Consider the following 25,000-nt stretch of genomic DNA (forward strand, 5'->3'; position numbering starts at 1 on the left):
CCGTCCTTCCGCACTGCCCGGCCCGCGCCAGGCCCTCCGACCATCCGTTGGCAGTCTATTCCAGCCGCGGCATGACAGAGAGGTCGGCCACAAAAGGACAAACATCAAACGTCTAACCTTTAGGCTGGAAGGCATGCCAGGAACTCCCCCCGCGTCCCCACCCGCAACAGCCCAGGCCCGCACGGTGCCCGCCGCCCCGGCCACCGGCAGCGCCCCTGCCAAGCCGCGTTCCGCCGTCGTCTTCGGTGTCATCGCGCTGGTCCTGATCGGCCTGAACCTTCGCGCCGGCATCACCGGGGCCTCCGCGCTCCTGCATGATCTCCAGGCGGTGCTTGGCTATGGGGCGCTGGTGGCGTCCATCATTCCCTCGATCCCCACCCTGTGTTTCGCCCTGGCCGGCGCGGCCACCTCCTGGCTGACCGGCAAGCTTGGCGTGGAGAAGGCCATCCTGCTGTCCCTGGCACTGTTGGCCGGCGGCCTCATGCTGCGCGGGATCCCTGCCACGGGCATGCTGGTGGCAGGGAGCGTGGTGGGGATGTCGGGCCTGGCCATCTGCAACGTGGCCATGCCGTCCTTCATCCGGGAGCACTTCGCGTCCCGTACGTCGTTGATGACCGCCGTCTACACGGTGACCATGACCACCGGGGGCACCCTGACATCGGTGGCGGTGGTCCCGCTGGCCCATGCGCTGGGGTCGCCGTCCGCCGCCGTGGGCGCCGTGGGCATCGCTGCCGTCGCTGCCTTCGTGGGCTTCCTGCCGGTGGCACTGCACGCCCACCGCAGCACCGTCCGGACCACCGCCGGCCATGTGTCCCCCTGGCCGCTGCTCCGCACCCGGAAGGGCCAGCTCCTCACTGCCATCTTCACCCTGCAGGCCCTGCTGGCCTACGCCCTCCTGAGCTGGTTCCCCTACATGCTCACCACGATGGGCCTGAGCGCATCGGACAGCGGGCTGATGTTCGGCCTCATGCAGCTGGTCTCCGTCCCGGCGGGCATGGTGCTGATTGCCATCGGAGCCAGGCCGCGGATGCTGCGTCCGGCGTTCTACCTGGTGAGCATCATCATGGCCGCCGGGATCGCGGCACTGCTGTCCCTCCCCGTGGCATTAGCGGCCGTCCCGGCGGTCCTGATCGGTTTTGGGCTGGGCATCTTCCCGCTCGTCATGGTGATGATCAGCCGGAGCGGAACCAGCACCGCCGAAACCACCGCCCTGTCCACCCTGGCCCAGTCTTCCGGCTACCTGCTGGCCACCGCCGGCCCGTTTGGCATGGGGCTGCTGCACAGCGCCACCGGGGGCTGGTCCCTGCCGCTGGTGCTGCTGCTGGTCCTGGCCTTGGCCCAGATCGTGGTGTCCCACCTCATCACGGGACCCGCGATGTCCAGGAACGCGGAAGGGAAATAGTCCCATGACATTGAGCCCTTCGGTCCGTCCGCCGCTCGCCGCCGAGGTCACGGCCAAACTGCGCGGGATGGTCCACACCGGCGAGTGGCCGCTGAACCAGCGCATCCCGCCCGAGCCCGAGCTCATGGCCCGGCTGGGCGTTTCCCGCGGCACCCTCCGCGAAGCCATCAAGGCCCTGGCCCACAGCGGAATGCTGGAAGTACGCCGCGGCGACGGCACCTACGTGCGCGCCACGAGCGAGATGTCCGGGGCCGCGCGCCGCATGTACCAGGACCACACCGAACAGCACATCCTGGAGGTCCGGCTGGGCCTGGACACCCAGGCCGCCCGGCTGGCCGCCCGGAATGCAACGGACGACGACGTTGCCTCCCTCCGTGCCCTCCTCGCCATCAGGGACCAGGCCTGGACCTCCGGGGACTTCGAAGCCTGGGCAGACGCTGACTGGAGCTTCCATGAGGGCGTCGCCCGGGCCTCGGGCAATCCCCTGCTGCACGAGCTTTATGCGAGCTTCGGCGCCGTGTTCCACCAGGACCTGCTGAAGCAGCAGGCCCGGCCGGGCTTTAATGGACTCCCCCGCGACGGCCACGAAACGCTGCTGGACGCCCTCGCCCAGCGGGACGGAGACGCTGCCGTGGCCAGCGTGAACCGGAACCTTAACTCGTGCGCGGAGTGGCTGGCGGAGTAGCCGGACATGGGTGCGGCCCGGCACTGAGGTGCCGGGCCGCCGTCGTCCGCTGTGTGCTGCGGTGGTGCTAGTCGCGGCGCAGGCCCGCAAGGACATTCTTGGGGCGCTGCATCTCGCCGTGCTTGGCACCCAGGATGATCACCAGGGCAGCGAAGCCGGGGATGGCCCACTGCAGGGCCTTGAGCTGCTGCTGGGCCGACTTCAGCTCGTCCGAGGCGGCACCGTGCGGCTCGGTGGCGCCTTCGGCACCCTCACCGGCCAGCTTCTCCACCTTCTTGCCCAGGACGCCCGAGTAGAGGGTCACCGCGGCACCCACCACCGTCACCGCCGTCTTGATCACGGTGTCCCGGGCCACACCCTCCTGCTTTGCGATGCGGCCCTTGTTTTCCCACGCAATGGCGAGATCGGCCACCAGGTGGGAGGCGAAGGCCGCGGTCTGAAACGGTGCCCACTTCATCCAGCCGGCGCTGGAGAGCCGGGTGCGCTCGGCCGGGTCCTTGGCCTGGGCTGCCGCCCCGTTGAGCCCGATGGCACCCATCAGGGAGCCACCAAACCATGCTGCCGCCGTCAGGTCGTGAACTGAACGGGCAATGAGATTTCCTGCCATGATGTGCATTCCTAACGTTGTGGACTGATGCAGCTGCGCTGCGGACTTCACGTGCCTGTTCCATCGAGGTATGGTCCGCTCATGGTAAGCACACTTACTAATATTACGAAAGCCCGTCCCGGACAGTGCCGACCGCGTAATATCGTCGCCATGGGAAACACTGGGACATTGTTCGGCTGGGCCTTCGGGGACCCCGCCCGTGAGAGAGACGGCGGCTATGTGGACGGGCTGCAGCGGGAGGCGTTGGGGAATGCCCGCGAAACGGCGAAGGCCAAGGGTGTCGGCGTCGTAGCGGGTTCGGAGGTGTTCACCGTCCTTAGCGCGGACGATTCCCTGGTGGAGCTTGACAATGCACCCGGCCAGCTGGTGGTCCGCTGCACCGTGCACGTCGAAGGACCGGGAGCAGAGAAGCTGCGGGCCGAAGGGCCCATGAACGGCTAAGGCATGTCCGACGGCGAATCCACCCTCAGCCAGGCAGCGGACGCTGTCGAGGAAGCGTCCAACCACAGGGTCCTGGATGTCCTGGCCCGCACCGGGTTTGCCGTCATGGCGTTGCTTCATGTCATCCTCGGCGCCATTGCCATCGCCATCGCGTTCGGCCATCCGGGTGATGCCGAACCCACCGGCGCCATCGCGCGGCTTGCGGACAACCCTTGGGGGCCACTGGTCATGTGGGTCTGCGTGGCGGCCTGCCTGGGGCTTGCGTTGTGGCAGGCCAGCGAGGCAACCCTGCGGGCCAGGAGCCTGCCCCGCAAGCAACGGCTGGCCAAGCTTGTGTCATCGGGATTCCTGGCCATCGCCTACGGCAGCGTGGGTTTGACCTTCGCCGGCTTTGCCCTGGGGCAGCGCAGCGACTCGGGCGACAACACGCGCGACTTCAGTGCCAGCCTGATGGACACCCCTGCAGGGCCGTGGCTCCTTGTGGCGCTGGGCCTGACCATCCTGGGCATCGGCATCTACTTCATGGTCAAGGGGTTCCGGCGCGGCTTCAAGGAGGAGCTGTTCCACTTCGAGGGCACCAGGCGCGGCAGGCTGATCGACAGCCTGGGCGTCACCGGCCACGTGGCCAAGGGGGTGGCGCTGGACCTCACCGGGCTGCTGTTCATCATCGCCGCCGCAAAGCACCGGCCCGAGGAGTCCACCGGGCTGGACGGCAGCCTGAAGGCGCTGCAGGACCACCCGTTCGGGCCCACGCTGCTCGTGGCCATTGGTGCAGGATTTATCGCATATGGGATTTTCGCGCTGATCCGCGCCCGCTTTGGCCGCATGTAGTTCCGGGGTTTATGGGTAGGAAGGGAGTATGACCCAGCAGCTGCGCGTTCTCTCCGCCGTCACCGAAAGTGCCGGCCAGGCTTTCGCTGCCCTCTTCCGGCTCCTGAAGCTGGCCAGGCCAGGCCGGCCCATCCATCCCGAAGGACTGGGGCTGTCCGGAACTGTGGCCAGGACCGGAAACCCGGGCGGCCCCAGCGGCATCGGCTGGCTGGACTCGCCGGGTACCGACCAGGTGGTGGCCCGCTTTTCCCGATCCGTGGGGCTGCCGCAGCGCCTGCCGGACATTTTGGGCCTGGCCCTCCGGGTTTCCCCGTCCGGCCATGCTGCTGCCGGCCCTGCTGATGTCCTGTTTGCCTCCACCGGCTGGGGTCTGCCTGGCCGGTACATCCTGCTGCCGCGGCTTGATGTGGCAGGAGCCGCCATGACCACGCTGATGCCGTACCGGGGAAGCCGGGGCCCCGTCCTGCTGGGCCTGCGGACGCGGGGCCTTCCGCCGGGTTCGCTTGCGTCCGGGGAATGGGTGCTGGGGCTGCACTGGGCCACCCCGGGCGGCCGGTGGCAGGAATGCGGTGAAGTGCGGCTGCAGGCCGGTGCCAGCCCCACGGATATCCCGCTGCGTTTCGATCCCCTGGAGCACCAGCCGCCCGGCGCGCAGGCCTACGCATGGACCCGGCGCCTGCGGAAGCCGTCCTATCGGGCCGCCCGTCGGCCCGCACCTCCCGCCGTCGGTCGCCCCACCGAGCCTGGACATCCCGAGGACCCCTCCGCCGGAGGCCAGGGAAGCACCACCGCAACCGGAAGGAACCCCATGTCCACCGTCTCGCAGCTGTTCAAGTCCCCCTCTGCCGACGTCTGGCGCGTCATCGCCGACGGCTGGCTGTACTCGGGCTGGGTGGTGGGTGCCTCCCGGATCAGGGATGTGGACGCCGAATGGCCCCGGGTTGGAGCCAACCTCCACCACTCGGTGGGCGCCTGGCCGCTGGTGATCGACGACAGCTCCCGCGTGACCGCCGTCGAGCCCGGCCGCTCGCTGGAACTCGTGGCGCGGGGCTGGCCCATGGGCGAGGCCAAAGTGGAAATCACGCTGGAGGACCGGGGCGCCCAATGCCTGGTGACCATTGCCGAGGATGCCATCCACGGGCCCGGCAAGCTCATGCCCAAGGTTCTGCGCGATCCCATCATTTCGGCCCGGAACCGGGAAAGCCTGCGCCGGCTGGAGCTCATGGCCATCGGGGGCGCCGGGAAATAGCCCGGCCGGGTTAAACGCCGGAACCGCGCGGCCCTTGGCCCCGCGGTTCCGTCAGCTGGGTCCTAGACCTGCGCGGCGACACCGTCACGGGAAATGGAAACCATATCCTCGCGCGGCACCACCTTGACGCGCTCACGCTTAACCTCCACGCCGTGCGATCCCCCGGCCTCGGTCGCCGCAGCGCCGAGGGCCAGCTCGTGGGCGTCCAGTGCCAGCCAGCCTTCCCAGCTGGTGAACTTCACGCCGCGGGCGTCGAGGAGTTCGGTGACGGCGTCCTCTGCGGGTGCCGCTGCAACAGGAAGGTTTTCGCGGTCTTCCAGCAGGTACGTGACTGTCTCCAGGGCGTCACCCTTGGTGTGTCCGATCAGGCCTACCGGTCCGCGCTTGATCCAGCCGGTGGCGTAGAGACCCGGCACATGCTGGCCGGACGCATCCAGGACGCGGCCGCCGTCGTTCGTGACGACGCCCTTCTTGTGGTCGAACTCAACGTCCGGCAGCGCGGAACCGAAGTAGCCGATGGCGCGGTACACGGCCTGGACCGGGTAGTCCACGTACTCGCCGGTGCCGCGGGCGTTGCCCGTGCCGTCCAGCTCGGTCCGCTCGAACTTGATGCCTGCCACCTTGCCGGGGGTCTCGGCGTCGTCATAGATCTCAACCGGGCTGTGCAGGAAGTGGAGGTGCAGGCGGCGGGAAGCCTTGAGCTCGGAGAGGTCCTCGGGCTGCTCGGCGATCCAGTTGGTGAGCGTGCCAACCATGGTCTTGGTCTGGTTGTTGGTCTGGATCTGGCGGTCGGATTCCTCGTCGAACTCGAAGTCCTCCGCGTACAGGATGATGTCCACGTCCTTGGAGTGGGACAGCTCGCGCAGCTCCAGCGGGGTGAACTTGACCTGGGCCGGGCCACGGCGGCCGAAGACATGCACGTCGGTGACGGGGGATGCCTTCAGTCCGGCGTAGACGTTGTCGGGGATTTCGGTGACCAGCAGGTCGTCGGCGTGCTTGGACAGGACGCGGGCCACGTCCAGGGCCACGTTGCCGTTGCCGATCACGGCGATTTCCTTGGCGTCCAGCGGCCATTCGCGCGGGACGTCCGGGTGGCCGTCGTACCAGGAGACGAAGTCGGCGCCGCCGAAGGAGCCTTCCAGTTCGACGCCGGGGATGTTCAGGTCCGCGTCCTTGATGGCGCCGGTGGCGAAGATGACGGCGTCGTAGTGCTTGCGGAGGTCCTCAATGGTGAGGTCCGTTCCATAGTCCACGTTGCCGAAGAAGCGGATGTCGCCGCGGTCAAGCACCTTGTGCAGGGCGTTGACGATGCCCTTGATGCGGGGGTGGTCCGGGGCCACGCCGTAGCGGATCAGGCCGTAGGGTGCCGGGTAGCGGTCAAAGAGGTCGATGCTGACGGTCAGCTCGCCGCTCTTGACGGCTTCGCTCTTGGTGAGGATGTCGGCGGCGTAGACACCGGCCGGGCCGGAGCCCACGACGGCGACGCGCAGCGGACGCGCAGCAGATCCTACGGTAGTGCTGGATGACACGGCTGTGTTCCTTTTCTTCTGCATCGGTTGCTCCGTACTTACCGACTTGAAGGCTCATAACGGCAAGTACGCAACAATCGATGGGTTTCAGGTGGTGAGGACGGTCTTGCGGGGGCTGTTCGGGGTGGTGGTGCTGTAGTCAGCGGTTTTGAAGTGCGACGGCGCGAACGGGCTCACGCGCACCACGTCACCGATGACAATCACGGCAGGATTTGCGACGCCGGCCGCCTGGGCCTGGTCGGCGATGGAACCGAGCGTGCCGATAGTGACGCGCTGGTCCGGCAAATAGCCGTTTTCCACGATACCAACCGGGGTGTCCTGCGGCAGGCCGGCTTCGCCCAGCGCGGACGCGGATTCCCGCAGTTGGCCCACGCCCATCAGCAGGACAATGGTGTGGTCTGCGCGGGCCGGAACCTCGGAGAGTTCCTCGTGGCCGGTGACCACGCTGAAGCCCTTGGCCAGGCCCCGGTGGGTGACGGGAATGCCTGCGGCTGCGGGAACAGAGATCGCGGACGTAACGCCGGAGACCACCTCGACCTCGACGCCGCGCTGCCTGCAGTACTCGGCTTCCTCGCCGCCGCGTCCCAGCACGTACGGGTCGCCGCCCTTGAGCCGCACCACCCGGTGGCCCTTGAGTGCTTCCTCCACGAGGATCCGGTTGATCTCCGCCTGCGGCACGGGGTGGTGGCCGGGGGTCTTGCCCACCTCGATGACGCGGACGTCCGGGGCGAGTTCCTTCAGGAGTTCGCGGGGGCCCAGGCGGTCGGCGACGACGACGTCGGCCTGGCCCAAGAGCCGGCGGCCACGGACGGTGATGAGGCCGGTATCGCCGGGGCCGCCACCGACGAGGGCGACGGAACCGCGGTGCGCTCGGCGGCGGCGCAGCGGCAGGTCCCCGGTTTCGAGGGCGGTGGCGACGGCGTCCCGTACCGCCATGGCACGGCGCGGGTCTCCCCCGGCGTTGACGGCGATTTTGACGTCGTCCACCACGGCGACGGCGGGGGTCCAGGCGGCGGAAGCTTCGTGGTTGGAGGCGTTGACGCACCAAACCCGCTGTGCCTCGGCGTCGGCCGATACCTGGGCGTCCACTTCGGGTGCGCCCGTGGCCGTCTGGACGAACCACACGCCGTCCACGTCGCTGGAGCGGTAGGGCCGCGCTTCCCAGGTGACCAGGCCGGCGTCGGCCAACTCCTGCAGCGCGGGCGAGGCAACCGGGGCCACAACGGTGACCAGGGCACCGGCGTCGAGCAGGCCCTTGGCGCGGCGGGCAGCGACGGGGCCGCCGCCAACTACCAGCACGGGGCGGCCGAGCAGCCGCAGCGCCGTGGGGTAAATGTCCTGAATTGCCATGGATCAACGGTAGGGCGGCGTCACAGTGGCCCACAAAGGGTCAGCAACACCAGTTCACTTAAGGTAACGCTGCGTCACAAAGGATTTTTCAGGTGCGGCCGGCGAGGAACCGGCCGCGGTCCCGGATCAGCCGTTCCAGGTAGCGGGCCAGGATGAGGCGCTCGGCGACGCGGCCCAGGACTCCCAGCGGGGCGGTGAACTCCACCATGTCCGTCATGTTGCTGCCTGTGGCCGTGGGCGCGAACTCATGGACGTGCAGGAATGACGTGAACGGCCCCTTGACCTGTTCGTCGGTGAAGCTGCGGGGGAAGTCCAGGCGGGTGACCCTGCTGGTCATGGTGAGCGGGACTCCGAAGTGTTTTGCCCGCCATGTGACTTCCTGGCCTTCTCCGATCAGCCCCTCGGTGACGCCGCCGATGACCTGCTCCCCCGAGTCCTTTTGCGAGTCCAGGTGCAGGTCGATGCTGCGGGCCCGGTCAAAGAGCTGCTCCACGGAAAGCCGGGATTCGGTGCGGCACACGAAGCTGACGGTCATGGCGCCCAGTCTGCCATGCGCCGGGGAACGGCGGAGCCCGACGGCGGGAGGTCGCCGTCGGGCTCTGAGGGTGCGTTGGGAGGGGGTTGGGTCAGCGGGTGCTGCCGGCCAGCAGGCCCCGGCGGCGCAGGAGCCGCTTCTCGATGGGCCCGAACACCAGCAGCTCAATGAGGATGCCGACCGCGAGGATCAGCAGGATGGCGGCCATGACCACGCCCATGTCGGACAGGGTCCGGCCCTGGTCCAGCAGCGAGCCCAGGCCAAAGCCGATGGTGCCGCCCACCGCGATGATCTCTGCGGCCATGAGGGAGCGCCAGGAGAAGGCCCAGCCCTGCTTCAGGCCGCCGAGGTAGCCCGGCAGTGCGGCCGGTAGGACAATCTGCAGTGCCATCTGCAGCCGGGATGCTCCGAGCACGGTCCCCACGCGCCGGTATTGCGGCGGGATTTGGTCCACGCCGGAGATGAGGCCGTTGATGATGGACGGGATGGCGCCCATGAACACCACGAAATACACGGTGGCGTCGGTGAGGCCGAACCAGATGATGGCTGCGGGAACCCACGCCACGGAGGGCAGTACCTGCAGTCCGGAGATGAGGGGGCCGAAAGCGCGCCGCAACGGCGCCACCTGGGCCAGCAGCAAACCGACGGGAGTGGCAATGGCAACCGAGATCAGGAACCCGATCACGCCGCGCTGCAGTGACGTCCAGACGGACTCCTGCAGCTTGCCGTCGCCCCAGAGAACGCCCAGCTGACCGAGGACATCCAGCGGCCCGGGCACCAGGTCGCGGCGCTTGACGCCCAGCGAGACGTAGAACTGCCAGGCCAGCACCAGGACCACCAGGGCAGCCACGGGCAGGAGGACGCGGCTCCAGTCGATCCGGTGCGTCCGGTCGGCGTCGGACTGCAGGGAATCAAGGCCGGACTCCAGCTCCCGGAGGTCCTCTTTGCCGGTGGAGGTGCGCGTCAAGGCGGCATGTACGTGCTCGCGGGTTTTGGTTTCGTCAGGCTCAACCACCGGCGCGGAGCCGGACAGGAACTTACTTGGCATGGCGGCGAATCTCCTCCCGCAGCCGGGCGGTGATGACCCCGGTCAGCTGGCCGGCGAGCCCGGCGTCGGTTCGGTGTTCCTCGGTGACGGCCCATTCCTGGACAACGCGGCCGGGGCGCGAGGACAGCAGCAGGACGCGCTGGCCCAGCCGGACGGCCTCGCGGACGTTGTGGGTGACGAAGACGATGGTGCGCCCGGTTTCCTTCCAAATCCGTTCCAGCTCGTCGTGCAGCAGGTCGCGCGTGATGGCGTCGAGCGCGGCGAACGGCTCATCCATGAGCAGCAGCTGCCGGTCCTGGGCCAGGGAGCGGGCCAGGGACACGCGCTGGCGCATGCCGCCGGAGAGCTCGTGCGGGCGCTTGTCCCCGGCGGAGCCCAGGTGCACCAGTTCGAGGAGTTCCTGGGCCTTGGTGCGGCGTTCGGCCTTGCCCACGCCACGCAGCTTCAGGGCCAGTTCGATGTTCTCCCGCGCAGTCAGCCAGGGAAACAGTGCGGCGTCCTGGAACATGAAGGCGGCGCCGTCGCTGGGCACTTCCAGGGCGCCCGACGTCGGCGCTTCCAGTCCCGCGATGATGTTCAGGAGGGTGGATTTGCCGCAGCCGGAGGCACCAAGGAGGGCGACGAACTCGCCCTGCTTGATGTTGGCGTTGACGTCGTCCAGTACCGGGGCGCCGTCGCCGAAGCGCTTGCCCAGGTGTTCCAGTACGACTGGCATGGTGGCGTCCTTTGGTAGTGGGTGGGTCAGTCCTGGCCGAGGCCGGCCGCGGAAATCGTGCCGCCGCCGGTGACCTGGTTCAGCGCGCTGAGGTCGAACAGGCCGTTGATGTCAGCCTTCTTGGTGGTGCCGGCGTCGATGCCGTCCTGCAGCAGCTTGGGGTAGCTGCCGGCCAGCGGGTCGAGGGTGAAGGTGATGTTGGCGAGGGAGCGGTTCAGCACATCAGCCGGCAGAGCCGCCCCGGCCGATTCCCGCAGGGCCTCATTGATCAGCGCGGCCTTCTCGTCGGCCGGCGCCGCATTCAGCCACGCGACCGACTTGGCGTGCCCGGCCAGCAGCGCCCTGACGTTGTCCGGGTGGTCGGCGGCGAACTTCTGGTTCACGATCAGGACGGTCGTGGGGAACTCCCCCGGCTTCCCAGTGGCAGAGCCGTCCCACAGGTCCTTTTCGTCCACCAGCACCTTGGCTCCGGCCTGGAGCACCAAACGCGAGGCCCACGGCTCAGGCAGCCACGCGCCGTCGAGCTTTCCGTCCTGGAACAGCTTCAGGGTCTGGGCGTTGTCCGTGGGGTTGATGGCGACGTCGCCGCTGCCGTCCACGTTGGTCTTATAGCCCTGCTTGGCGAGCCAGGCGCGCAGGGCCACGTCCTGGGTCCCGCCCAGCTGCGGCGTCGCCAGGGTCTTGCCCCGAAGGTCAGCCGCGGAGGTGATGCCGGGCTTGACCACCAATTGTGCGCCGCCCGCCGCGGCTCCTGCGATCACGCGCACGGACTGGCCCTGGCTCTTGGCGAAGGAGTTGATGGCGGGGTTCGGGCCGATGTAGGCGGCGTCGATGGCACCGGCGTTGAGGGCTTCGATGGCAGCCGGCCCGGCGTTGAAGGTCTCGGTGCTGAGCTTGGTGCCGCCCAGGGCATCCGCGAGGAATCCCTTCTTGACGCCCACCAGGGCGGGTGCGTGCGTGACGTTGCCGAAGTAACCCAGTTTCAGCTCTGCTGCCGGGGCGGGCTCGGCGGCCTGCGCCCCGGTGTTGCGGGAGATGTTGGAGGCAACGATGGCCCCGACAGCGATCAGCAGGACCAGCCCTATGGCCAGGGCAGCCTCGACGGCGCGCCTGCGCGTTGGGACCGCGCTTTCGCCTGCCACGATGCGGGTCATCCCGGGCTTGGAACTAGTCATTGTTTCACCATAGGGAGTGGCCCAGACCCGTTCAACGAAGCGGAAACGGGGGGTCACGCACGTTCATCCAGCGTCATATTCCGCCGCACTGCTGCCCGGTTTCGCAAAATCAGTTGCCCTTGACGTTGACCAACTGCCGCAGCGTGTGCCGCACCGTCACCAGGTCCGCTGCGTCCTGCATGACCTGGTCGATCGGCTTGTACGCGGCTGGGATTTCGTCAATGAAGGCCTCCGAGGCGCGGAACTCAATGCCCTTCATTGCCCGCTTCAGCTCCTCCAGGGTGAAGGCCTTCCGGGCTGCGTTCCGGGAGTATTCACGCCCCGCCCCGTGTGGTGAGGAGTTCAACGACGCCGGGTTGCCCCGGCCTTCCACGACGTACGACGCCGTTCCCATGGATCCGGGGATCAGCCCGGGATCGCCGGGGCCGGCTTTGATGGCGCCCTTGCGGGACACCCACACGGACTTGCCGTAGTGCGTCTCCTGCTCGGTGAAGTTGTGGTGGCAGTTGATCCGTTCACGTTCCTGGACCGGCCCGCCCACCCAACGACTGAACTCCGCGGCCACGCGGTCCATCATTTCCTCCCGGTTCAGCAGGGCGAAGTGCTGGGCCCAGCGCAGCTCGGCGATGTACCGGTCGAACTGGGGTGTCCCCTCGTCCAGGTATGCCAGGTCGGGGTCCGGCAGGTGCACCTGGTGCCTCCGGCTGACCTGCCGGGCCACCTGGATGTGGTGCTGGGCGATCCTGTTGCCGACGCCTCGCGAGCCCGAATGCAGGAACAGCCACACGTCGTCGTCCTCATCCGCGGAGATTTCGATGAAATGGTTCCCGGAGCCCAGGGACCCCAACTGCAGTTCCCACTTGGCAACATACTGGGCCGGGTTGAAGCCTGCCTTCGCCGCCCGCTGCTTCAGGTCAGCAATCCGGGGCTCAGCCGTGGGCAGCACCTGCTTGTTGTTATGCCCGGCGGAGAGCGGTATGACCCGCTCAATGGCCTCGCGGAGGCTCTTCCGGTCCTTCGGCAGCTCCCGCACGGAATATTGCGTGCGCACGGCGATCATGCCGCAGCCGATGTCAACGCCCACTGCTGCCGGGATGATGGTTCGCAGCGTGGGGATGACGGAGCCCACGGTGGCGCCCTTGCCCAGGTGCGCGTCCGGCATCAGCGCCAGGTGCGGGTAGATGAAGGGCAGGCTTGCGGTCATGACTGCCTGCTCGCGGGTCTTGTCGTCCAGGATGGATGCCCAGTTGAGCAGCTTTGGGCTGATGGTCTCCATGTCCGCCTCCCAGGCGCCGCCGCTAACGTGGTTGCAGGCTATTCCCGCACTCTACAGAGGAGACGCAACCATGGTGAACGTCCTGACCGAGATTGTCATCAACAGGCCGCGCGCAGAAGTGGCGGAGTATGCAGCCAACCCGGACAACGCGCCGAAGTGGTACGTGAACATCCATAGCTCGCAGCGGCTCAGTCCAGGATCGCTGGACACGGGATCCATGGTCGCCTTCACCGCGAAATTCCTGGGCAGGGAGCTCAAGTACACCTACGAGTTCGTTGAGTACGTCCCCGGCGAAAAGCTGGTGATGCGGACAGCCCAGGGCCCCTTTCCCATGCAGACCACCTACACCTGGACGGACGACGACGGCGGCACGCGGATGTCGCTGCGCAACAGCGGGAGCCCCTCGGGTTTCTCCCGGCTGGCGGGGCTGGTCATGGAGCCAAGCATCCGGCGGGAAAACCGGAAGGACCTGCAGAAGCTCAAGTCGATCCTGGAGGGACGCGGTCAGATCCGCCTTTAACCACCAATTCGCCGGAAACCTGCGGGTTCGCCGTTTAGGAACGGCGAGCCAGCAGGTTTCCGGCGAATCGAAGAAGGACTAGATGCTGTAGCGCTCGTCCTCGTGGTCGCCAGGGTGGTCCTTGACCAGGCCGGCGGCCAGCGTGTTGCCGTCCAGCGGGTCGATCACCAGGAACGCGCCGGTGCGGCGGTGGTGCAGGTAGTTCTCCAGCGGCAGCGGGGCGGCAAGCCGGAGCTGCGCGTGCCCGATGTCGTTGAGCTCAAGGCTGGAGGCACCTTCAAGGTTGAAGGTGGCCAAATCCAGTTTGCCGGACACGCTGCGGACCAGTGCCTGGACCGTGCGGGTGCCGTGCTTGACCAGGACCTTCTGGCCCTCGCGGAGCGGCTTCGGGGACAGCCAGCACAGGGCAGCGTACAGGTCGGCCGAGGCCTCCCGGACGGTGCCTGCGGCGGCGATGGTGTCACCGCGGGCGACGTCGAACTCGTCCGCCAGCCGGATGGCCACGGACTGCGGCGCGGCAGCTTCCTCCAGGGACTTCCCGGCGAAGTCGATGCCCACCACGGTGGTGGTCCGCGGGGATTGGCCGGGGGTCAGCACGGAAACCTGGTCCCCCACCTTCACAGAGCCTTCGGTGATCTGGCCGGCGTACGCGCGGTAGTCGCGGTAGGCCTCCACGTCCAGGCCGGCGGCCACGGCGTCGGGAGCCAGCGCGCCCTGCGGCCTGACGACCAGTTGGACAGGGAAGCGGAAGCTTTCCAGGTGGCTTTCGAGTTCATCGGCGGCGGGCAGGGTCTCCAGGACCTCCAGCAGCGCGGGGCCGGTGTACCAGGGGGTCCGCTCCGAGCGGTCCACCACATTGTCTCCGTCCAGCGCGGACACGGGGATCACCAGCAGGTCGCTGATGCCGTCCGAGCCCAGACCCAGTTCACGGCCCACCTGCTGGACGTCGGCCTCGATGTCGCGGAACACAGACTCGCTGAAGTCCACCAGGTCGATCTTGTTCACGGCCACGATCACATGCGCCACGCGCAGCAGCTGCAGCACGGACAGGTGCCGGCGGGTCTGCTCCAGAACACCCTTGCGCGCATCGATGAGGACGACGACGGCATCCGCAGTGGACGCGCCCGTCACCGTGTTCTTGGTGTACTGCACGTGCCCGGGGCAATCGGCCAGGATGAAGCTGCGCTGGTCGGTGGCGAAGTAGCGGTAGGCCACGTCGATGGTGATGCCCTGCTCACGCTCGGCGCGCAGGCCGTCCGTCAGCAGGGCCAGGTCGATGCCGCCCTTGTCGCCGCCGAAGCCGCGGTCGGCTGAGGTGCGGGCAACGGCGTCGAGCTGGTCAGCGAGGATCGCCTTGGAGTCGTGGAGGAGGCGGCCCACCAGAGTGGACTTGCCGTCGTCGACCGATCCTGCCGTGGCGAAGCGGAAGAGTGTGGTGGGCAGGGCCTCGTTGATCGAGCCGCCCTCGGCGATTGAGCCTGTCGAAATCGTGGTCATTAGAAGTACCCGTCCTTCTTGCGGTCTTCCATGGCGGCCTCGGAGATGCGGTCATCTGCGCGGGTGGCGCCACGTTCGGTCAGGGTGGAAGCGGCAACTTCAACCACCACGTCGGACACGGTGAACGCGTTCGACTCCACGGCGCCGGTGCAGGACATGTCCCCCACGGTGCGGTAGCGGACGGTCTTGGTGATGACGGCCTCATCGGGGCGCGGCTGGGACACTTCTCCCACTGCGCGCCACATGCCGTCGCGGGCGAAGACCTCGCGCTCGTGGGCGTAGTACAGGCCTGGCAGTTCGATGTTTTCGCGCTCGATGTAGCGCCAGATGTCCAGCTCGGTCCAGTTGCTGATGGGGAACGCCCGGACGTGCTGGCCCACGGTGTGGCGGCCGTTGTAGAGGTTCCACAACTCGGGCCGCTGGTTGCGCGGGTCCCACTGGCCGAACTCGTCGCGGAGGCTCAGGATGCGCTCCTTGGCGCGGGCCTTGTCCTCGTCGCGGCGGCCGCCGCCGAAGACGGCGTCGAACTTGTTCTGCTGGATGGCGTCCAGCAGCGGGACGGTCTGCAGCGGGTTGCGGGTGCCGTCGGCGCGCTCTGCCAGCTCGCCGCGGTCGATGAACTCCTGGACGGAACCGACCACGAGCTTCAGGCCGAGGCGCTCAACCGTGCGGTCGCGGAAGTCGATGACCTCGGGGAAGTTGTGGCCGGTGTCCACGTGCAGCACAGGGAAGGGTACCTTGCCCGGCCAGAAGGCCTTGGTGGCCAGGTGCAGCATCACCACGGAGTCCTTGCCGCCGGAGAACAGCAGCGCGGGCTTCTCGAACTCGGCAACAACCTCGCGGATGATGTGGATGGCCTCGGACTCGAGGGTGTCCAGGCTGGACAGGCGCGTGGATACGGCGGCGTCAGTCACCTGGGTCTCCTCGGTTAGTGAAGTGCTCATACGTGAAGTCCGCATTCTGTCTTGTCGGAACCTGCCCAGCGGCCGGCGCGGGGGTCTTCGCCGGGCGCCACCTTGCGGGTGCAGGGCTGGCAGCCAATGGAGGGGTAACCCTGGGAAAGGAGCGGGTTGACGGGCAAAAGGTTGTCGTCCGAGTACTGGACCAGCTGGTCGAACGTCCAGGCAGCCATGGGGTTGACCTTGACCAGGCCGTTCTTCTCGTCCCAAGTGACCAGCGGCGTGTTGGTGCGGGTGGGGGCTTCGTCGCGGCGGACACCGGTGAACCAGAGTTCGTAGCCGGCCAGGGTGCGCTGCAGCGGAGCCACTTTGCGGAGGGCGCAGCACTGGGCGGCGTCACGGGCAAAGAGGTCCTTGCCGAGGAGCCGGTCCTGCTGTTCCACGGTGTTCTCGGGGAGGACGTCCACCACGTTGACGCGGAGGTTCGCTGCCACTTCGTCGCGCGTGGCGTAGGTTTCCGGGAAGTGGTAGCCGGTCTCCAGGAACAGGACGTCGACGCCGGGCATCTGGTCCGCGACGAGTGCCGGCAGGACGGCGTCGGCCATGGAACAGGCGACGGCGACCGCGGGCAGGTCGAAGTTGCGCTCCACCCAGGCGATCACGTCGCGGGCGGGTGCGTCCCAGCCGAGCTCAGCCGCGCCGGCTTCAGCAAGGGCCTTGAGCTCCTCCACGGGACGCTTGGCGGGGGCGGGTGCCAGGTGTTTTGCCATTACTGCAGTGCCTCCTCGTCTGCTGCGTGGGCCCATTCGGCGAAGGTCTGGCCTTCGGCGCGGTCGGCCACGAACCGGCGGACCACCCGCTCCACGTAATCGGGCAGGTCGTCCACGTACACCTTCAGTCCGCGGACAGTGCGGCCCAGGCCGGCTTCCTCGCGGTCGTTGTTGGCCAGCCCGCCGCCCAGGTGGACCTGGAAACCCGGGGAGGGGTCGCCGTCGGGCGTTGGCAGCATCATGCCCTTGAGGCCGATGTCCGCGGTCTGGATGCGGGCGCAGGAGTTGGGGCAGCCGTTGATGTGCAGCGACAGCGCGGCGGGCAACTGGCCCGAGCCGGCGAGGTCGGCCAGGCGGCGCTCGAGTTCGGCGACGGCGGTGGCGGCCGTGTACTTGGTCTCGACGATAGCCAGCTTGCAGTACTCGATACCGGTGCAGGCGATGGTGCCGCGGCGGAACACGGACGGGCGGGCGGACAGGCCCAGGGCGTCCAACTCGGCGATCAGCGGCTCCACCTGGTCCTTGTCGACGTCCAGGACCACGAGCTTCTGGTGCGGGGTGGTGCGCAGCCGGTAGGAGCCGCGGGCCTCAAGGGTATCGGCGAGCTTGACCAGCGCCGAGCCTGACAGCCGGCCCGCCAGCGGCGTGGCGCCGATGAAGAACTTGCCGTCCTTCTGCTCGTGCACGCCCACGTGGTCGCCGGGGGTGGATGGCTTGGGAGCGGCGGGGCCGTCGGCCAGCTTGTAGCCGAGGTATTCGTCCTCGAGGATCTGGCGGAACTTCTCCGGACCCCAGTCGGCCAGCAGGAACTTCAGGCGCGCCTTGGTGCGCATGCGCCGGTAGCCGTAGTCACGGAAGATGCTGGTGACGCCCAGCCAGACGTCCGCGGCCTGGTCCGGCTGGACGAAGGCGCCCAGCCGCTTGCCCAGCATCGGGTTGGTGGACAGCGCGCCGCCCACCCAGAGGTCGTAACCGGCGCCGAGTTCCGGGTGTTCAATACCCACGAACGCGCAGTCGTTGATCTCATGGACCACGTCCTGGCTGGGGTGGCCGGTGATGGCGGTCTTGTACTTGCGCGGCAGGTTGGACAGCAGCGGGTTGCCGATGAACCGCTCCCCCAGCTCGGCGATGAGCGGGGTGGGGTCGATGATCTCGTCCTTGGCGATGCCGGCCACGGGCGAGCCCAGGATGACGCGGGGCACGTCGCCGCAGGCCTCCGTGGTGGACAGGCCAACACCTTCCAGGCGGTTCCAGATCTCCGGGATGTCCTCCACCCGGATCCAGTGCAGCTGGATGTTCTGGCGGTCGGTGAGGTCGGCGGAGTCCCGGGCGAAGTCCACGGAGATCTGGCCGATGACGCGCAGCTGCTCGGTGGTGAGCGCACCGCCGTCGATCCTTACGCGGAGCATGAAGTATTTGTCTTCGAGCTCGTGCGGCTCCAGGGTGGCGGTCTTGCCGCCATCGATCCCCTGCTTGCGCTGGGTATACAGGCCCCACCAGCGGAAGCGGCCGTGAAGGTCCTGGCTGGGGATGGCGTCGAAGCCTTCCTTGGCATAGATGGACTCAATACGCTCGCGGACGTTCAGGCCGTCGTCTTCCTGCTTCCAGGTTTCGTTGGCATTCAGGGGCGTCTTGCCGTCCACTTTCCACTGCCCGTGCGGCTTCGCAGCGGGTCGGGACGGGCGGGCGGTGCGCTTGGTGGCAGCGGAGTCCGCGGACGCTCCGGCTAGAGCTGTATCAGTCATGCAACGACTGTAGGGCGCCCCCGAATAGCGTCACAAAGGCCCGGAAACGCTAAGTCACCTAGGGAAATATTTCGTCACGAAACGCCGGAGCACCTTGAAGAACCCACTTCGCTGTGCATCGGCGGAAGCCTCATTTGGCTCTTCACCCGGGGCCGCTGCGGGTGTCTCCCCGGGCGTTTCGCCCATCGTGGCGACGGCGGCGTCGTACCTGTCCAGCGCTATCTCCGCGAGCGTCGGGGAAGGCAGCAGGGGTTCGGTCACGACGTCGGCACCTGCCTTGGCCAGCTGGTCGTGGAAGAAGCCCGGCGCCAGGAGGTAGGAGGCAATCACCACCCGGCCGCCGACGTCGACAGCCCCCGCGGAATCCCCCGCGCCGGCACCCCCGGCGAGTTCCTCGCGGAGCATCGCAACGGCGTCGGGCACTGAAGGCTGGGCCGAGGCACCATAGGCGGCCACCATCCGGTTGGACCGGAGCTGCCGCAGCTGGCCCAGCAGTTCCTCGACGCTGACCGCGGCATTGGGATTCGACGAGCCCGCGGCAGCCAGGACCACGACGTCATTGTCGGTGGTGCCGGCCTCGCGCAGCCGCTGGTCCAGCAGGGCGGCGAGGCGCGGGTCCGGCCCCAGCGGGGCCGCTGCGGCACTGCCTGGGCGGCTCTTGACCGCACGCGCAATGTCGACTTTTACGTGGTACCCGACGCTCAGCAACAGCGGCACCACCACCGCAGCCTTGCCCTCCGGCAGCCCCGCCACCACGTCCACCAAGTCGGGCTGCTGGACATCGACATAAGCCTCACGGACATCAAGGCCCGGCCGAAGCTCCGCGATGGCGGCACGCAGGGCGTTGACCTCTGCGGCCCCCTGTGTGTTGGACGTCCCATGGGCACACGCGATCATGATGGGGCTGTTCATACGGGCTAGCGTAACGTTGGAGCCGCCCTGTCCGCCCTCTTTGAAACAGCAGGACGCCGCATGACATTCGCCTTTGACAACTCCCCGGTATGGCTGGATCTGCTGGGCGTGTTCTTCTTTGCCGTTTCGGGCTCACTGCTGGCGGCACGGAAGCAGATCGACATCGTGGGGTCACTGCTGCTGGCCTCCCTGGTGGGCCTGGGCGGCGGCGTGATCCGCGACATCGTCCTGGGTATTGTTCCGGCTGCGTTCACCAACCCGGCGTACCTCGCGCCGCCGTTGCTGGCCATGGCATTGGTGTATTTCCTGTTCTCCAGCGTCCAGCGCTACACGTCGCTGCTGACGCTGTTCGACGCTGCCGGCCTGGCACTCTTCTGCATGACAGGAACGGTCAAGGCCCTCGCCACCGGCCTCAACCCGGTAGCTTCGGTTCTGCTCGGGGTGACGACGGCCGTGGGCGGCGGTTTGCTCCGCGACATCACCGCCAATGAGGTTCCGGAGCTTTTCAACCCCAAGGACATCTACGCGTTGCCCGCGTTTGTGGGTGCCTCATGCACTGCCGTGCTGTGGGTGCTGGGCGTGTTCAACGTCCTGACCGCCGCCGGCATCGCGGCATTGGTTTTCACGTTCCGCGTCCTGGCCTGGCGGCGCTCCTGGCAGGCGCCCCTGGCGGTTCGCGGGTGGCACCGCCGGCCAACCGATTCGGGGCTGTGACGTTGGTTTCCATGTCATTTTGGGAGCCCTTGGATTGGCTAGGATATGAGCATGACTGACATGTTCCTCGAGAAGTTCCGTGCGCTTGTTCCGAAGTACCTCGAGGATGAATGGCAGGAAGCCGACGGCCTGACTCCCGAGGAGCTGGACAAGGCCCTGGCCGACCACCAGTTTGAGATCCCCCTGGTCCTGCGGGAGTTTTACCTGGCCCTTGGCGGCTGCGAGGACCTGATGGAGGCCTACCACTACTTCTGGGACCCCGAAGAGCTCGAGGTCGACGACGAAGGCTTCCTCATGTTCCTCGAGGACGAAGAGGAAGCGTTCACCTGGGGCTTCCGCGTAGGCGACCTCAGCATCCCGGACCCCATCGTGTACCGCCGCAATAACGCCCGCGGCCAGTGGAAGTCCGAGGAAGGCACCTTCTCCGAGTTCGTCTTCGACATGTTCGAGTGGGCGTTCGAGGACGAAGAGGAAGAGTAAACCCCCCCCGCCCCTGGGCTGAGAGGCCTCGCTGAATTTCCCCACCTTTGCAGGGTGTCGACGGCGTGTTCCCCGGTTCTGCCCGCGAGTCCCCGGCTTTGCGATTGAAAGCCGGGGAATTTCAGCGGATTACCCTGCCCCTAAGCACCTGCCAAACCTCGGCAACCACTTTTTCGGGGTTGTAGACGACGTCGGCATATCCGTACCGCAGGACGGCATAGCCAGTGAGGATACTGGCGTTATTCCGCAAGCGGTCCTTCTTGACTTGCCGCGGCTCCAGGTGGCTGCGGCCGTCGATCTCCACGATCAGGAATCCCTCGAGGAGGAAATCCACGAAGCCGATCCCTGGCAAGTCGACCTGGGTCTGGGTGTAAATTCCTGCAGCACGAAAGAGGAGGCGGGCCACAACCTCAATAGCCGAGTCAGCCGTGCCGTCAACCAGATCCAGCACCTTCCGGGCAGCTCCGTTCCGGTTTCCGGGCAGGCGCTGGCGCAAGTAGGGCAACGTAGTCACGCCCTGCCGCACCGCACTCTCCACCATTACCGCCGCTTCGACCTCCGGCAGGCAGCGCAACCCGTGAATGAGTATGTCCGTGATGCTTGCGACGGGCTCCGCGGTTCTGTGCGGAACCAGCGATTCGCGGTGCACTACAGTGTTCTGTGGTCCGCCGTGCCGGCATAACAGGTGGACTTGATCCGGCTGGTGCAGCAACCAGAGCCCATGGCGGGTAGCGCCCGACGCGCAGGTCAGCAGTCCATTACCAAGGACTGCAGCAACAAGGTCGGAGGGTGCGCCCGGCAGGGCCAACACGCCATGCCGAAGACGGCAAACTTCACCTGAAGCGGCCGCATTGCGGATCTCCCGGTCTGAAAATCCAGCTCTCAGGATGGTTTGCGTGCGGGCCACAGAGCCGGCATTCTCCAAAAATCGGCGCAGGTCCATGCAGCCAGCACAGCGGATTGTCGCTTCCGCCAGAAGGCACGAGGCGGGCCATGTGCATAACGACCGCGGCCGGGATTCCCCGGGTTCGAGGAACCCACGGGGCGCGCCGCCGCAACATGCCGATGCCGGTCTACCTCCGCCGCTGAAACGCGGGCAAACTCAGCGGCAAAACTTTTTGACAGATGCAGTTACACAGGACTTGCGTATTGTGACAAACCTGTCATAAGCTATTCACGGATCCGCTAAACGCCTCCGGCGGGTCTGATGCGAACGGAGAGATAGCCCCGGTTCACAGCAGCTTCGGTTGTTGCGGACCGGGGCTATCCCGTTAAGCCCTGCTGCCACGGCCGGGCCGGCACACGAAGAAGCCCGGCACCTCGCGGCTGGATCATCCAGAGGTACCGGGCTCCTAACGAACAGTAATCAGCTGGCGCGGTCCACCACGGCCAGCGCGAAGTTGGACAGCGACTCCTTGACCACGCCCTCGGGCAGCGGAGCAAGGGCTTCGATGGCTTCCTTGGCCCACTGCCGTGCCACCACCCAGGACTCCGCGGTAACAGGGTGCTCCCGCAGCCCTGCCACGGCGGCGGCAAGGGCCTCGTCCGAGGACAGGTCGCCGTCAATCAGCTTCAGAAGGTCGACGGCGGACTGGTCACCATCAGTGGCAGCCTTGCGGAGGAGCAGCACCGGCAGGGTGGGTACCCCTTCGCGCAGGTCGGTTCCCGGAGACTTGCCGGACTTGACCTTGACGCCCGTCACGTCAATGACGTCATCCGCGAGCTGGAAGGCAACGCCCACCTTCTCGCCGTACTCCACCAGCACGTCCTCGTATGCCTCGTCGGCGCCGGAGAAAATGGCACCGAACTGGCCGGACGCAGCCACCAGCGAGCCGGTCTTGTCCGCGATAACGGACAGGTAATGCTCCACCGGATCCTCGTCGGGCCGGGGGCCCACGGTCTCGTGCAGCTGGCCCAGGCACAGCCGCTCGAACGTGCGGGCCTGGATGCCCAGCGCGCGGCCTCCGAGCTCGGACACCAGGATGGATGCCCGCGCGAAGATCAGGTCGCCGGTGAGGACCGCCACCGAGTTGCCCCACACCTCGTGCGCCGTGGGCGCGCCGCGGCGGAAGGGGGCGGAATCCATGACGTCGTCGTGGTACAGGGTGGCCAGGTGCGTCAGCTCAACCACGACGGCGGCCTGGACCACGGCGGGCAGCGATGCGTCGCCGAGGTGGGCACAGAGCAGGGTCAGCAGGGGCCGGATCCGCTTGCCGCCGGCTTCCACCAGGTGCCGCGACGTCGCGTCGGCCAGCGGGTCTGAGTTGGCGATGGCTTCGCGGAGCTTCTTCTCCACCTTGGCGAGGTTGTTGGTGATGGCCGGGCCCAGCTCGGCGTCCCCCGCGATGGCCGCAAAGCCTGCAGGCAGCTGGAGGCCCGTGGCGATGGCGGTGGTGTTGAGGCTGGGTTCTGAGTCCGGCAGGCCGTGCCCGGCGTGCGTCCAGCTGTGGTCTGCGGAGTTGGTCACGGGTTAACCCTAACTTTTTGTTGCGGATACCGCTGGTTCGGAGCTGACGGGGTATTGGATGTGGCCGGAACCAGTGATTCCAGGACGCGGATCACCCGGTCCTCGAAGCCCTTCGCGGAGGGGTCCGTGAGGTTGGCAAGCAGCCGGACCACGAACCGCATCAGCACCGGAACAGGCATGCCGGTCCGGAGGGCGAGCTTCATGACGGCGGGCTTTCCGATCAGCGCGGCGAAGGCCCTGCCGAGGGTGAAGTGCGAGCCCCACTGGCCGCGCACGTAGTCCGCGTACCGCGAAAGGTGCGCATCGGCGTCGTACGTTCCGCCCGAAGCAGCCGTGCGTGAAGAGGCGTCGATGATGAACTCGGCGGCGAACCGGGCGGACTCCATGGCGTAGGAAATGCCCTCGCCGTTGAACGGGGACACCATGCCGCCGGCGTCGCCCAGGAGCAGGAGTCCCGGCGAGTAGTGCGGGGTGCGGTTGAAGCCCATGGGCAGGGCCGCGCCGCGGATTTCGCCCACCTGGTTCTCCGGGGTGAAGCCCCAGTCTGCAGGCATCCCGGCGGTCCATTCGCGCAGGACCTGCTTGTAGTCGAGCTTGCCGAATTCCTTGGAGGAGTTCAGGATGCCCAGGCCAACATTGGAGGTGCCGTCGCCGACGCCGAATACCCAGCCGTAGCCGGGGAGCAGTTTTCCGTCGCGGCCGGGGAGTTCCAGCCAGCCCTCCATCCAGTCATCATCGGTACGCGGGGAGGTGAAATAGGTGCGCACGGCAACGCCCAGCGGGCGATCGTCGCGCTTTTGGATGCCCAGGGAGACGGCGGTGCGGGTGGAGTTTCCGTCGGCGGCGAGGACGACGTCGGCAGTGAACTCGCGCGTCTCCCCCGTCTTGCGCCCGGACTCGTCCAGGAGCGCTGCGCGGACACCGGTCACGCGGCCGTCCTCGGAGCGCAGTGCCTCGGTGACGCTGTGCCGCTCCAGCAGCCTTGCCCCCACGGACTCTGCATGCCGGGCCAGTTCCTCGTCAAAGCCAAGCCGGGTCCGGATCAGGCCGTACTGCGGGAAGTCGGACACCTCGGGCCAGGGCAGCTCGATGGTACGGCCGCCGGCGATCAGGCGCAGCCCCTTGTTCCGGCGCCAACCGTCGTTCTCCGGGTGCGGCAGGCCGAGCTTCTGGATCTCGCGGACGGCGCGGGGCGTCAGCCCGTCACCACAAACCTTCTCCCGCGGAAACGCCGTCTTTTCCAGGACCGTGACGTCAAGGCCGGCCTTGGCAAGGTAGTACGCGGCGGTGGATCCGGCCGGACCCGCGCCGACAATCAGTACCTTCACAGGTCAGCGGACGGTGTTGCGGCGCAGCTTGGCCACCGGGCCCTTGTGCGCGGCGATGGCGGCAGCAGCGCCGTCGGGCGAGGAATTGGCCGGCTTGAACGCGCGGTGCACCGCCACGATGCCGCCGGTGAGGTTGCGGTAGGTGACCTTTTCCCAGCCGCATTCCTGCAGCCATGCGGCCAGATGGTCCTGGTCCGGCCAGGCGCGGATGGATTCGGCAAGGTAGACGTAGGCGTCCGGGTTGGAGGCGACCTTGACGGCGATGGCCGGCAGGGCGCGCATCAGGTATTCGGTGTACATGGTGCGCCACAGCGGAACCACCGGCTGGGAGAACTCGGCGATGACCAGGCGGCCGCCGGGCTTGGTGACGCGCAGCATCTCGGCCAGCGCCTTCTTCGGTTCGTTCACGTTCCGCAGCCCGAAGGAGATGGTGGTGGCGTCGAAGGTGTTGTCGGCGAACGGCAGGTTGGTGGCGTCACCGGCAATGAAGTCGATGTCCGGGCGGCGGCGCTTGCCCACCTTGAGCATGCCCAGGGAGAAATCGCAGGCCACTACGTCTATTCCGGCGTCGGCATACGGTTCGCTGGAGGTACCGGTTCCGGCCGCGAGGTCCAGGACCCGCTGGCCCTTGGAGACTTCCATCGCGTCCACCACGATCTTCCGCCAGCGGCGGGTCTGTCCCATGGAGAGGACATCGTTGACGACGTCGTACTTCGGGGCGACGTCGTCAAACATCGTGGCTACTTCGTCCGGACGCTTATCCAAGGATGCTCGGTTCACCATGACATTGTCTCAAATGTTCCTGACGGTGCTGACCAGCCCCGC

Annotated in this window: 25 protein-coding genes; 8 read left to right on the forward strand and 17 right to left on the reverse strand. The window is 67.3% G+C overall.

The features are described 5' to 3' along the window. The first annotated feature begins 133 nt into the window (after nucleotides 1-133). Complete coding sequence (locus J2T23_RS15735; RefSeq protein WP_307361442.1) at nucleotides 134-1,402, forward strand: MFS transporter; 1,269 nt, start codon at nucleotides 134-136, stop codon at nucleotides 1,400-1,402. A gap of 4 nt (nucleotides 1,403-1,406) precedes the next feature. After that, nucleotides 1,407-2,087 (forward strand): FadR/GntR family transcriptional regulator, encoded by a 681-nt coding sequence (locus J2T23_RS15740; RefSeq protein ID WP_307361445.1) that lies wholly within the window; start codon nucleotides 1,407-1,409, stop codon nucleotides 2,085-2,087. A 67-nt stretch (nucleotides 2,088-2,154) separates the two neighbouring features. Here J2T23_RS15740 and J2T23_RS15745 read toward each other — a convergent pair whose 3' ends face one another. Continuing rightward, nucleotides 2,155-2,694 (reverse strand): hypothetical protein, encoded by a 540-nt coding sequence (locus J2T23_RS15745; protein ID WP_141182184.1) that lies wholly within the window; start codon nucleotides 2,692-2,694, stop codon nucleotides 2,155-2,157. 150 nt (nucleotides 2,695-2,844) lie between these two features. Between J2T23_RS15745 and J2T23_RS15750 the strand changes: the two genes are divergently transcribed. The 3 genes from J2T23_RS15750 to J2T23_RS15760 are packed head-to-tail and all read left to right on the forward strand — an operon-like array spanning nucleotide 2,845 to nucleotide 5,215. Next, complete coding sequence (locus J2T23_RS15750) at nucleotides 2,845-3,135, forward strand: hypothetical protein (RefSeq protein WP_141182185.1); 291 nt, start codon at nucleotides 2,845-2,847, stop codon at nucleotides 3,133-3,135. Nucleotides 3,136-3,138: 3 nt separating this feature from the next. Next, on the forward strand, nucleotides 3,139-3,966 hold the full coding sequence (locus tag J2T23_RS15755) for a DUF1206 domain-containing protein (protein ID WP_141182186.1): 828 nt from the start codon (nucleotides 3,139-3,141) through the stop codon (nucleotides 3,964-3,966). Nucleotides 3,967-3,994: 28 nt separating this feature from the next. Beyond that, nucleotides 3,995-5,215, forward strand: coding sequence for an SRPBCC family protein (locus J2T23_RS15760; RefSeq protein WP_307361450.1), 1,221 nt, complete (start codon nucleotides 3,995-3,997; stop codon nucleotides 5,213-5,215). Between the two features lie 62 nt (nucleotides 5,216-5,277). Here the strand turns inward: J2T23_RS15760 and J2T23_RS15765 are convergent, their stop codons facing one another. The 7 genes from J2T23_RS15765 to J2T23_RS15795 all read right to left on the reverse strand — a co-directional run bounded on the left by J2T23_RS15765 (nucleotide 5,278) and on the right by J2T23_RS15795 (nucleotide 12,843). Beyond that, nucleotides 5,278-6,744 carry an FAD-dependent oxidoreductase gene (locus tag J2T23_RS15765; protein WP_307361455.1) on the reverse strand — a complete coding sequence of 489 codons (1,467 nt, stop codon included), beginning with the start codon at nucleotides 6,742-6,744 and terminating at the stop codon, nucleotides 5,278-5,280. Between the two features lie 87 nt (nucleotides 6,745-6,831). Beyond that, a complete protein-coding gene (gene cobA, locus J2T23_RS15770) occupies nucleotides 6,832-8,094 on the reverse strand; it encodes a uroporphyrinogen-III C-methyltransferase (protein WP_307361457.1) in 1,263 nt (420 codons plus the stop codon). Nucleotides 8,095-8,182: 88 nt separating this feature from the next. After that, a complete protein-coding gene (locus J2T23_RS15775) occupies nucleotides 8,183-8,629 on the reverse strand; it encodes an SRPBCC family protein (protein WP_307361459.1) in 447 nt (148 codons plus the stop codon). A gap of 91 nt (nucleotides 8,630-8,720) precedes the next feature. Next, nucleotides 8,721-9,677, reverse strand: coding sequence for an ABC transporter permease (locus J2T23_RS15780; protein WP_307361461.1), 957 nt, complete (start codon nucleotides 9,675-9,677; stop codon nucleotides 8,721-8,723). Continuing rightward, the gene (locus tag J2T23_RS15785; protein WP_175316208.1) at nucleotides 9,667-10,392 is read right to left on the reverse strand and encodes an ABC transporter ATP-binding protein; all 726 of its coding nucleotides are present in this window, start codon (nucleotides 10,390-10,392) and stop codon (nucleotides 9,667-9,669) included. Before J2T23_RS15785 ends, J2T23_RS15780 begins: the two co-directional genes overlap by 11 nt. A gap of 26 nt (nucleotides 10,393-10,418) precedes the next feature. Beyond that, entirely contained in the window at nucleotides 10,419-11,546 is a 1,128-nt protein-coding gene (locus J2T23_RS15790; protein ID WP_307361492.1) for an ABC transporter substrate-binding protein, read from the reverse strand. 130 nt (nucleotides 11,547-11,676) lie between these two features. Next, entirely contained in the window at nucleotides 11,677-12,843 is a 1,167-nt protein-coding gene (locus tag J2T23_RS15795) for an RtcB family protein (RefSeq protein ID WP_307361464.1), read from the reverse strand. A gap of 70 nt (nucleotides 12,844-12,913) precedes the next feature. Here J2T23_RS15795 and J2T23_RS15800 point away from each other — a divergent pair, with 70 nt between their 5' ends. Continuing rightward, nucleotides 12,914-13,363, forward strand: coding sequence for an SRPBCC family protein (locus J2T23_RS15800; protein ID WP_307361467.1), 450 nt, complete (start codon nucleotides 12,914-12,916; stop codon nucleotides 13,361-13,363). A 78-nt stretch (nucleotides 13,364-13,441) separates the two neighbouring features. Here the strand turns inward: J2T23_RS15800 and J2T23_RS15805 are convergent, their stop codons facing one another. From J2T23_RS15805 to J2T23_RS15825, 5 genes are read right to left on the reverse strand one after another with little or no spacing between them, the layout of a single operon-like run. Continuing rightward, nucleotides 13,442-14,860 carry a sulfate adenylyltransferase subunit 1 gene (locus J2T23_RS15805; protein WP_307361472.1) on the reverse strand — a complete coding sequence of 473 codons (1,419 nt, stop codon included), beginning with the start codon at nucleotides 14,858-14,860 and terminating at the stop codon, nucleotides 13,442-13,444. Continuing rightward, nucleotides 14,860-15,804: a sulfate adenylyltransferase subunit CysD gene (gene cysD, locus J2T23_RS15810; protein WP_141182194.1), complete on the reverse strand. Its 945-nt coding sequence runs from the start codon at nucleotides 15,802-15,804 to the stop codon at nucleotides 14,860-14,862. Before cysD ends, J2T23_RS15805 begins: the two co-directional genes overlap by 1 nt. Continuing rightward, complete coding sequence (locus J2T23_RS15815) at nucleotides 15,801-16,529, reverse strand: phosphoadenylyl-sulfate reductase (protein WP_142032264.1); 729 nt, start codon at nucleotides 16,527-16,529, stop codon at nucleotides 15,801-15,803. The genes cysD and J2T23_RS15815 overlap by 4 nt, the downstream gene beginning before the upstream one ends. Next, nucleotides 16,529-18,274 (reverse strand): nitrite/sulfite reductase, encoded by a 1,746-nt coding sequence (locus J2T23_RS15820; protein WP_141182196.1) that lies wholly within the window; start codon nucleotides 18,272-18,274, stop codon nucleotides 16,529-16,531. The genes J2T23_RS15815 and J2T23_RS15820 overlap by 1 nt, the downstream gene beginning before the upstream one ends. A gap of 54 nt (nucleotides 18,275-18,328) precedes the next feature. Then, nucleotides 18,329-19,186: a sirohydrochlorin chelatase gene (locus J2T23_RS15825; RefSeq protein WP_307361477.1), complete on the reverse strand. Its 858-nt coding sequence runs from the start codon at nucleotides 19,184-19,186 to the stop codon at nucleotides 18,329-18,331. A gap of 60 nt (nucleotides 19,187-19,246) precedes the next feature. Here J2T23_RS15825 and J2T23_RS15830 point away from each other — a divergent pair, with 60 nt between their 5' ends. Beyond that, nucleotides 19,247-19,900 (forward strand): trimeric intracellular cation channel family protein, encoded by a 654-nt coding sequence (locus J2T23_RS15830; RefSeq protein WP_141159652.1) that lies wholly within the window; start codon nucleotides 19,247-19,249, stop codon nucleotides 19,898-19,900. A 51-nt stretch (nucleotides 19,901-19,951) separates the two neighbouring features. Continuing rightward, entirely contained in the window at nucleotides 19,952-20,380 is a 429-nt protein-coding gene (locus tag J2T23_RS15835; protein WP_141159651.1) for a hypothetical protein, read from the forward strand. 121 nt (nucleotides 20,381-20,501) lie between these two features. On the opposite strand, the gene J2T23_RS15840 is transcribed toward J2T23_RS15835, so the two are convergent. The 4 genes from J2T23_RS15840 to J2T23_RS15855 all read right to left on the reverse strand — a co-directional run bounded on the left by J2T23_RS15840 (nucleotide 20,502) and on the right by J2T23_RS15855 (nucleotide 24,955). Next, nucleotides 20,502-21,323 (reverse strand): type IV toxin-antitoxin system AbiEi family antitoxin domain-containing protein, encoded by an 822-nt coding sequence (locus J2T23_RS15840; RefSeq protein ID WP_307361480.1) that lies wholly within the window; start codon nucleotides 21,321-21,323, stop codon nucleotides 20,502-20,504. Between the two features lie 423 nt (nucleotides 21,324-21,746). Continuing rightward, nucleotides 21,747-22,847, reverse strand: a complete 1,101-nt coding sequence (locus tag J2T23_RS15845) for a polyprenyl synthetase family protein (RefSeq protein ID WP_141159649.1) — start codon at nucleotides 22,845-22,847, stop codon at nucleotides 21,747-21,749. Further along, entirely contained in the window at nucleotides 22,844-24,175 is a 1,332-nt protein-coding gene (locus tag J2T23_RS15850; protein WP_141182200.1) for a geranylgeranyl reductase family protein, read from the reverse strand. Before J2T23_RS15850 ends, J2T23_RS15845 begins: the two co-directional genes overlap by 4 nt. A 3-nt stretch (nucleotides 24,176-24,178) precedes the next feature. After that, complete coding sequence (locus J2T23_RS15855; RefSeq protein ID WP_246839898.1) at nucleotides 24,179-24,955, reverse strand: demethylmenaquinone methyltransferase; 777 nt, start codon at nucleotides 24,953-24,955, stop codon at nucleotides 24,179-24,181. Nucleotides 24,956-25,000 lie beyond the last annotated feature (45 nt).

It is taken from the genome of Pseudarthrobacter niigatensis (assembly GCF_030812615.1).
Taxonomy (GTDB): domain Bacteria; phylum Actinomycetota; class Actinomycetes; order Actinomycetales; family Micrococcaceae; genus Arthrobacter; species Arthrobacter niigatensis.

Bases quoted from the DNA above. Each gene is read 5' to 3' on its own strand.
- J2T23_RS15785 (WP_175316208.1), bottom strand. From the start codon at position 10,392: ATGCCAGTCGTACTGGAACACCTGGGCAAGCGCTTCGGCGACGGCGCC.
- J2T23_RS15825 (WP_307361477.1), bottom strand. From the start codon at position 19,186: ATGAACAGCCCCATCATGATCGCGTGTGCCCATGGGACGTCCAACACA.
- J2T23_RS15805 (WP_307361472.1), bottom strand. From the start codon at position 14,860: ATGACCACGATTTCGACAGGCTCAATCGCCGAGGGCGGCTCGATCAAC.
- J2T23_RS15740 (WP_307361445.1), top strand. From the start codon at position 1,407: ATGACATTGAGCCCTTCGGTCCGTCCGCCGCTCGCCGCCGAGGTCACG.
- J2T23_RS15840 (WP_307361480.1), bottom strand. From the start codon at position 21,323: ATGGACCTGCGCCGATTTTTGGAGAATGCCGGCTCTGTGGCCCGCACG.
- J2T23_RS15795 (WP_307361464.1), bottom strand. From the start codon at position 12,843: ATGGAGACCATCAGCCCAAAGCTGCTCAACTGGGCATCCATCCTGGAC.
- J2T23_RS15815 (WP_142032264.1), bottom strand. From the start codon at position 16,529: ATGGCAAAACACCTGGCACCCGCCCCCGCCAAGCGTCCCGTGGAGGAG.
- J2T23_RS15835 (WP_141159651.1), top strand. From the start codon at position 19,952: ATGACTGACATGTTCCTCGAGAAGTTCCGTGCGCTTGTTCCGAAGTAC.
- cysD (WP_141182194.1), bottom strand. From the start codon at position 15,804: ATGAGCACTTCACTAACCGAGGAGACCCAGGTGACTGACGCCGCCGTA.
- J2T23_RS15830 (WP_141159652.1), top strand. From the start codon at position 19,247: ATGACATTCGCCTTTGACAACTCCCCGGTATGGCTGGATCTGCTGGGC.
- J2T23_RS15755 (WP_141182186.1), top strand. From the start codon at position 3,139: ATGTCCGACGGCGAATCCACCCTCAGCCAGGCAGCGGACGCTGTCGAG.
- J2T23_RS15790 (WP_307361492.1), bottom strand. From the start codon at position 11,546: ATGACCCGCATCGTGGCAGGCGAAAGCGCGGTCCCAACGCGCAGGCGC.
- J2T23_RS15750 (WP_141182185.1), top strand. From the start codon at position 2,845: ATGGGAAACACTGGGACATTGTTCGGCTGGGCCTTCGGGGACCCCGCC.
- J2T23_RS15780 (WP_307361461.1), bottom strand. From the start codon at position 9,677: ATGCCAAGTAAGTTCCTGTCCGGCTCCGCGCCGGTGGTTGAGCCTGAC.
- cobA (WP_307361457.1), bottom strand. From the start codon at position 8,094: ATGGCAATTCAGGACATTTACCCCACGGCGCTGCGGCTGCTCGGCCGC.
- J2T23_RS15775 (WP_307361459.1), bottom strand. From the start codon at position 8,629: ATGACCGTCAGCTTCGTGTGCCGCACCGAATCCCGGCTTTCCGTGGAG.
- J2T23_RS15820 (WP_141182196.1), bottom strand. From the start codon at position 18,274: ATGACTGATACAGCTCTAGCCGGAGCGTCCGCGGACTCCGCTGCCACC.
- J2T23_RS15745 (WP_141182184.1), bottom strand. From the start codon at position 2,694: ATGGCAGGAAATCTCATTGCCCGTTCAGTTCACGACCTGACGGCGGCA.
- J2T23_RS15735 (WP_307361442.1), top strand. From the start codon at position 134: ATGCCAGGAACTCCCCCCGCGTCCCCACCCGCAACAGCCCAGGCCCGC.
- J2T23_RS15760 (WP_307361450.1), top strand. From the start codon at position 3,995: ATGACCCAGCAGCTGCGCGTTCTCTCCGCCGTCACCGAAAGTGCCGGC.
- J2T23_RS15800 (WP_307361467.1), top strand. From the start codon at position 12,914: ATGGTGAACGTCCTGACCGAGATTGTCATCAACAGGCCGCGCGCAGAA.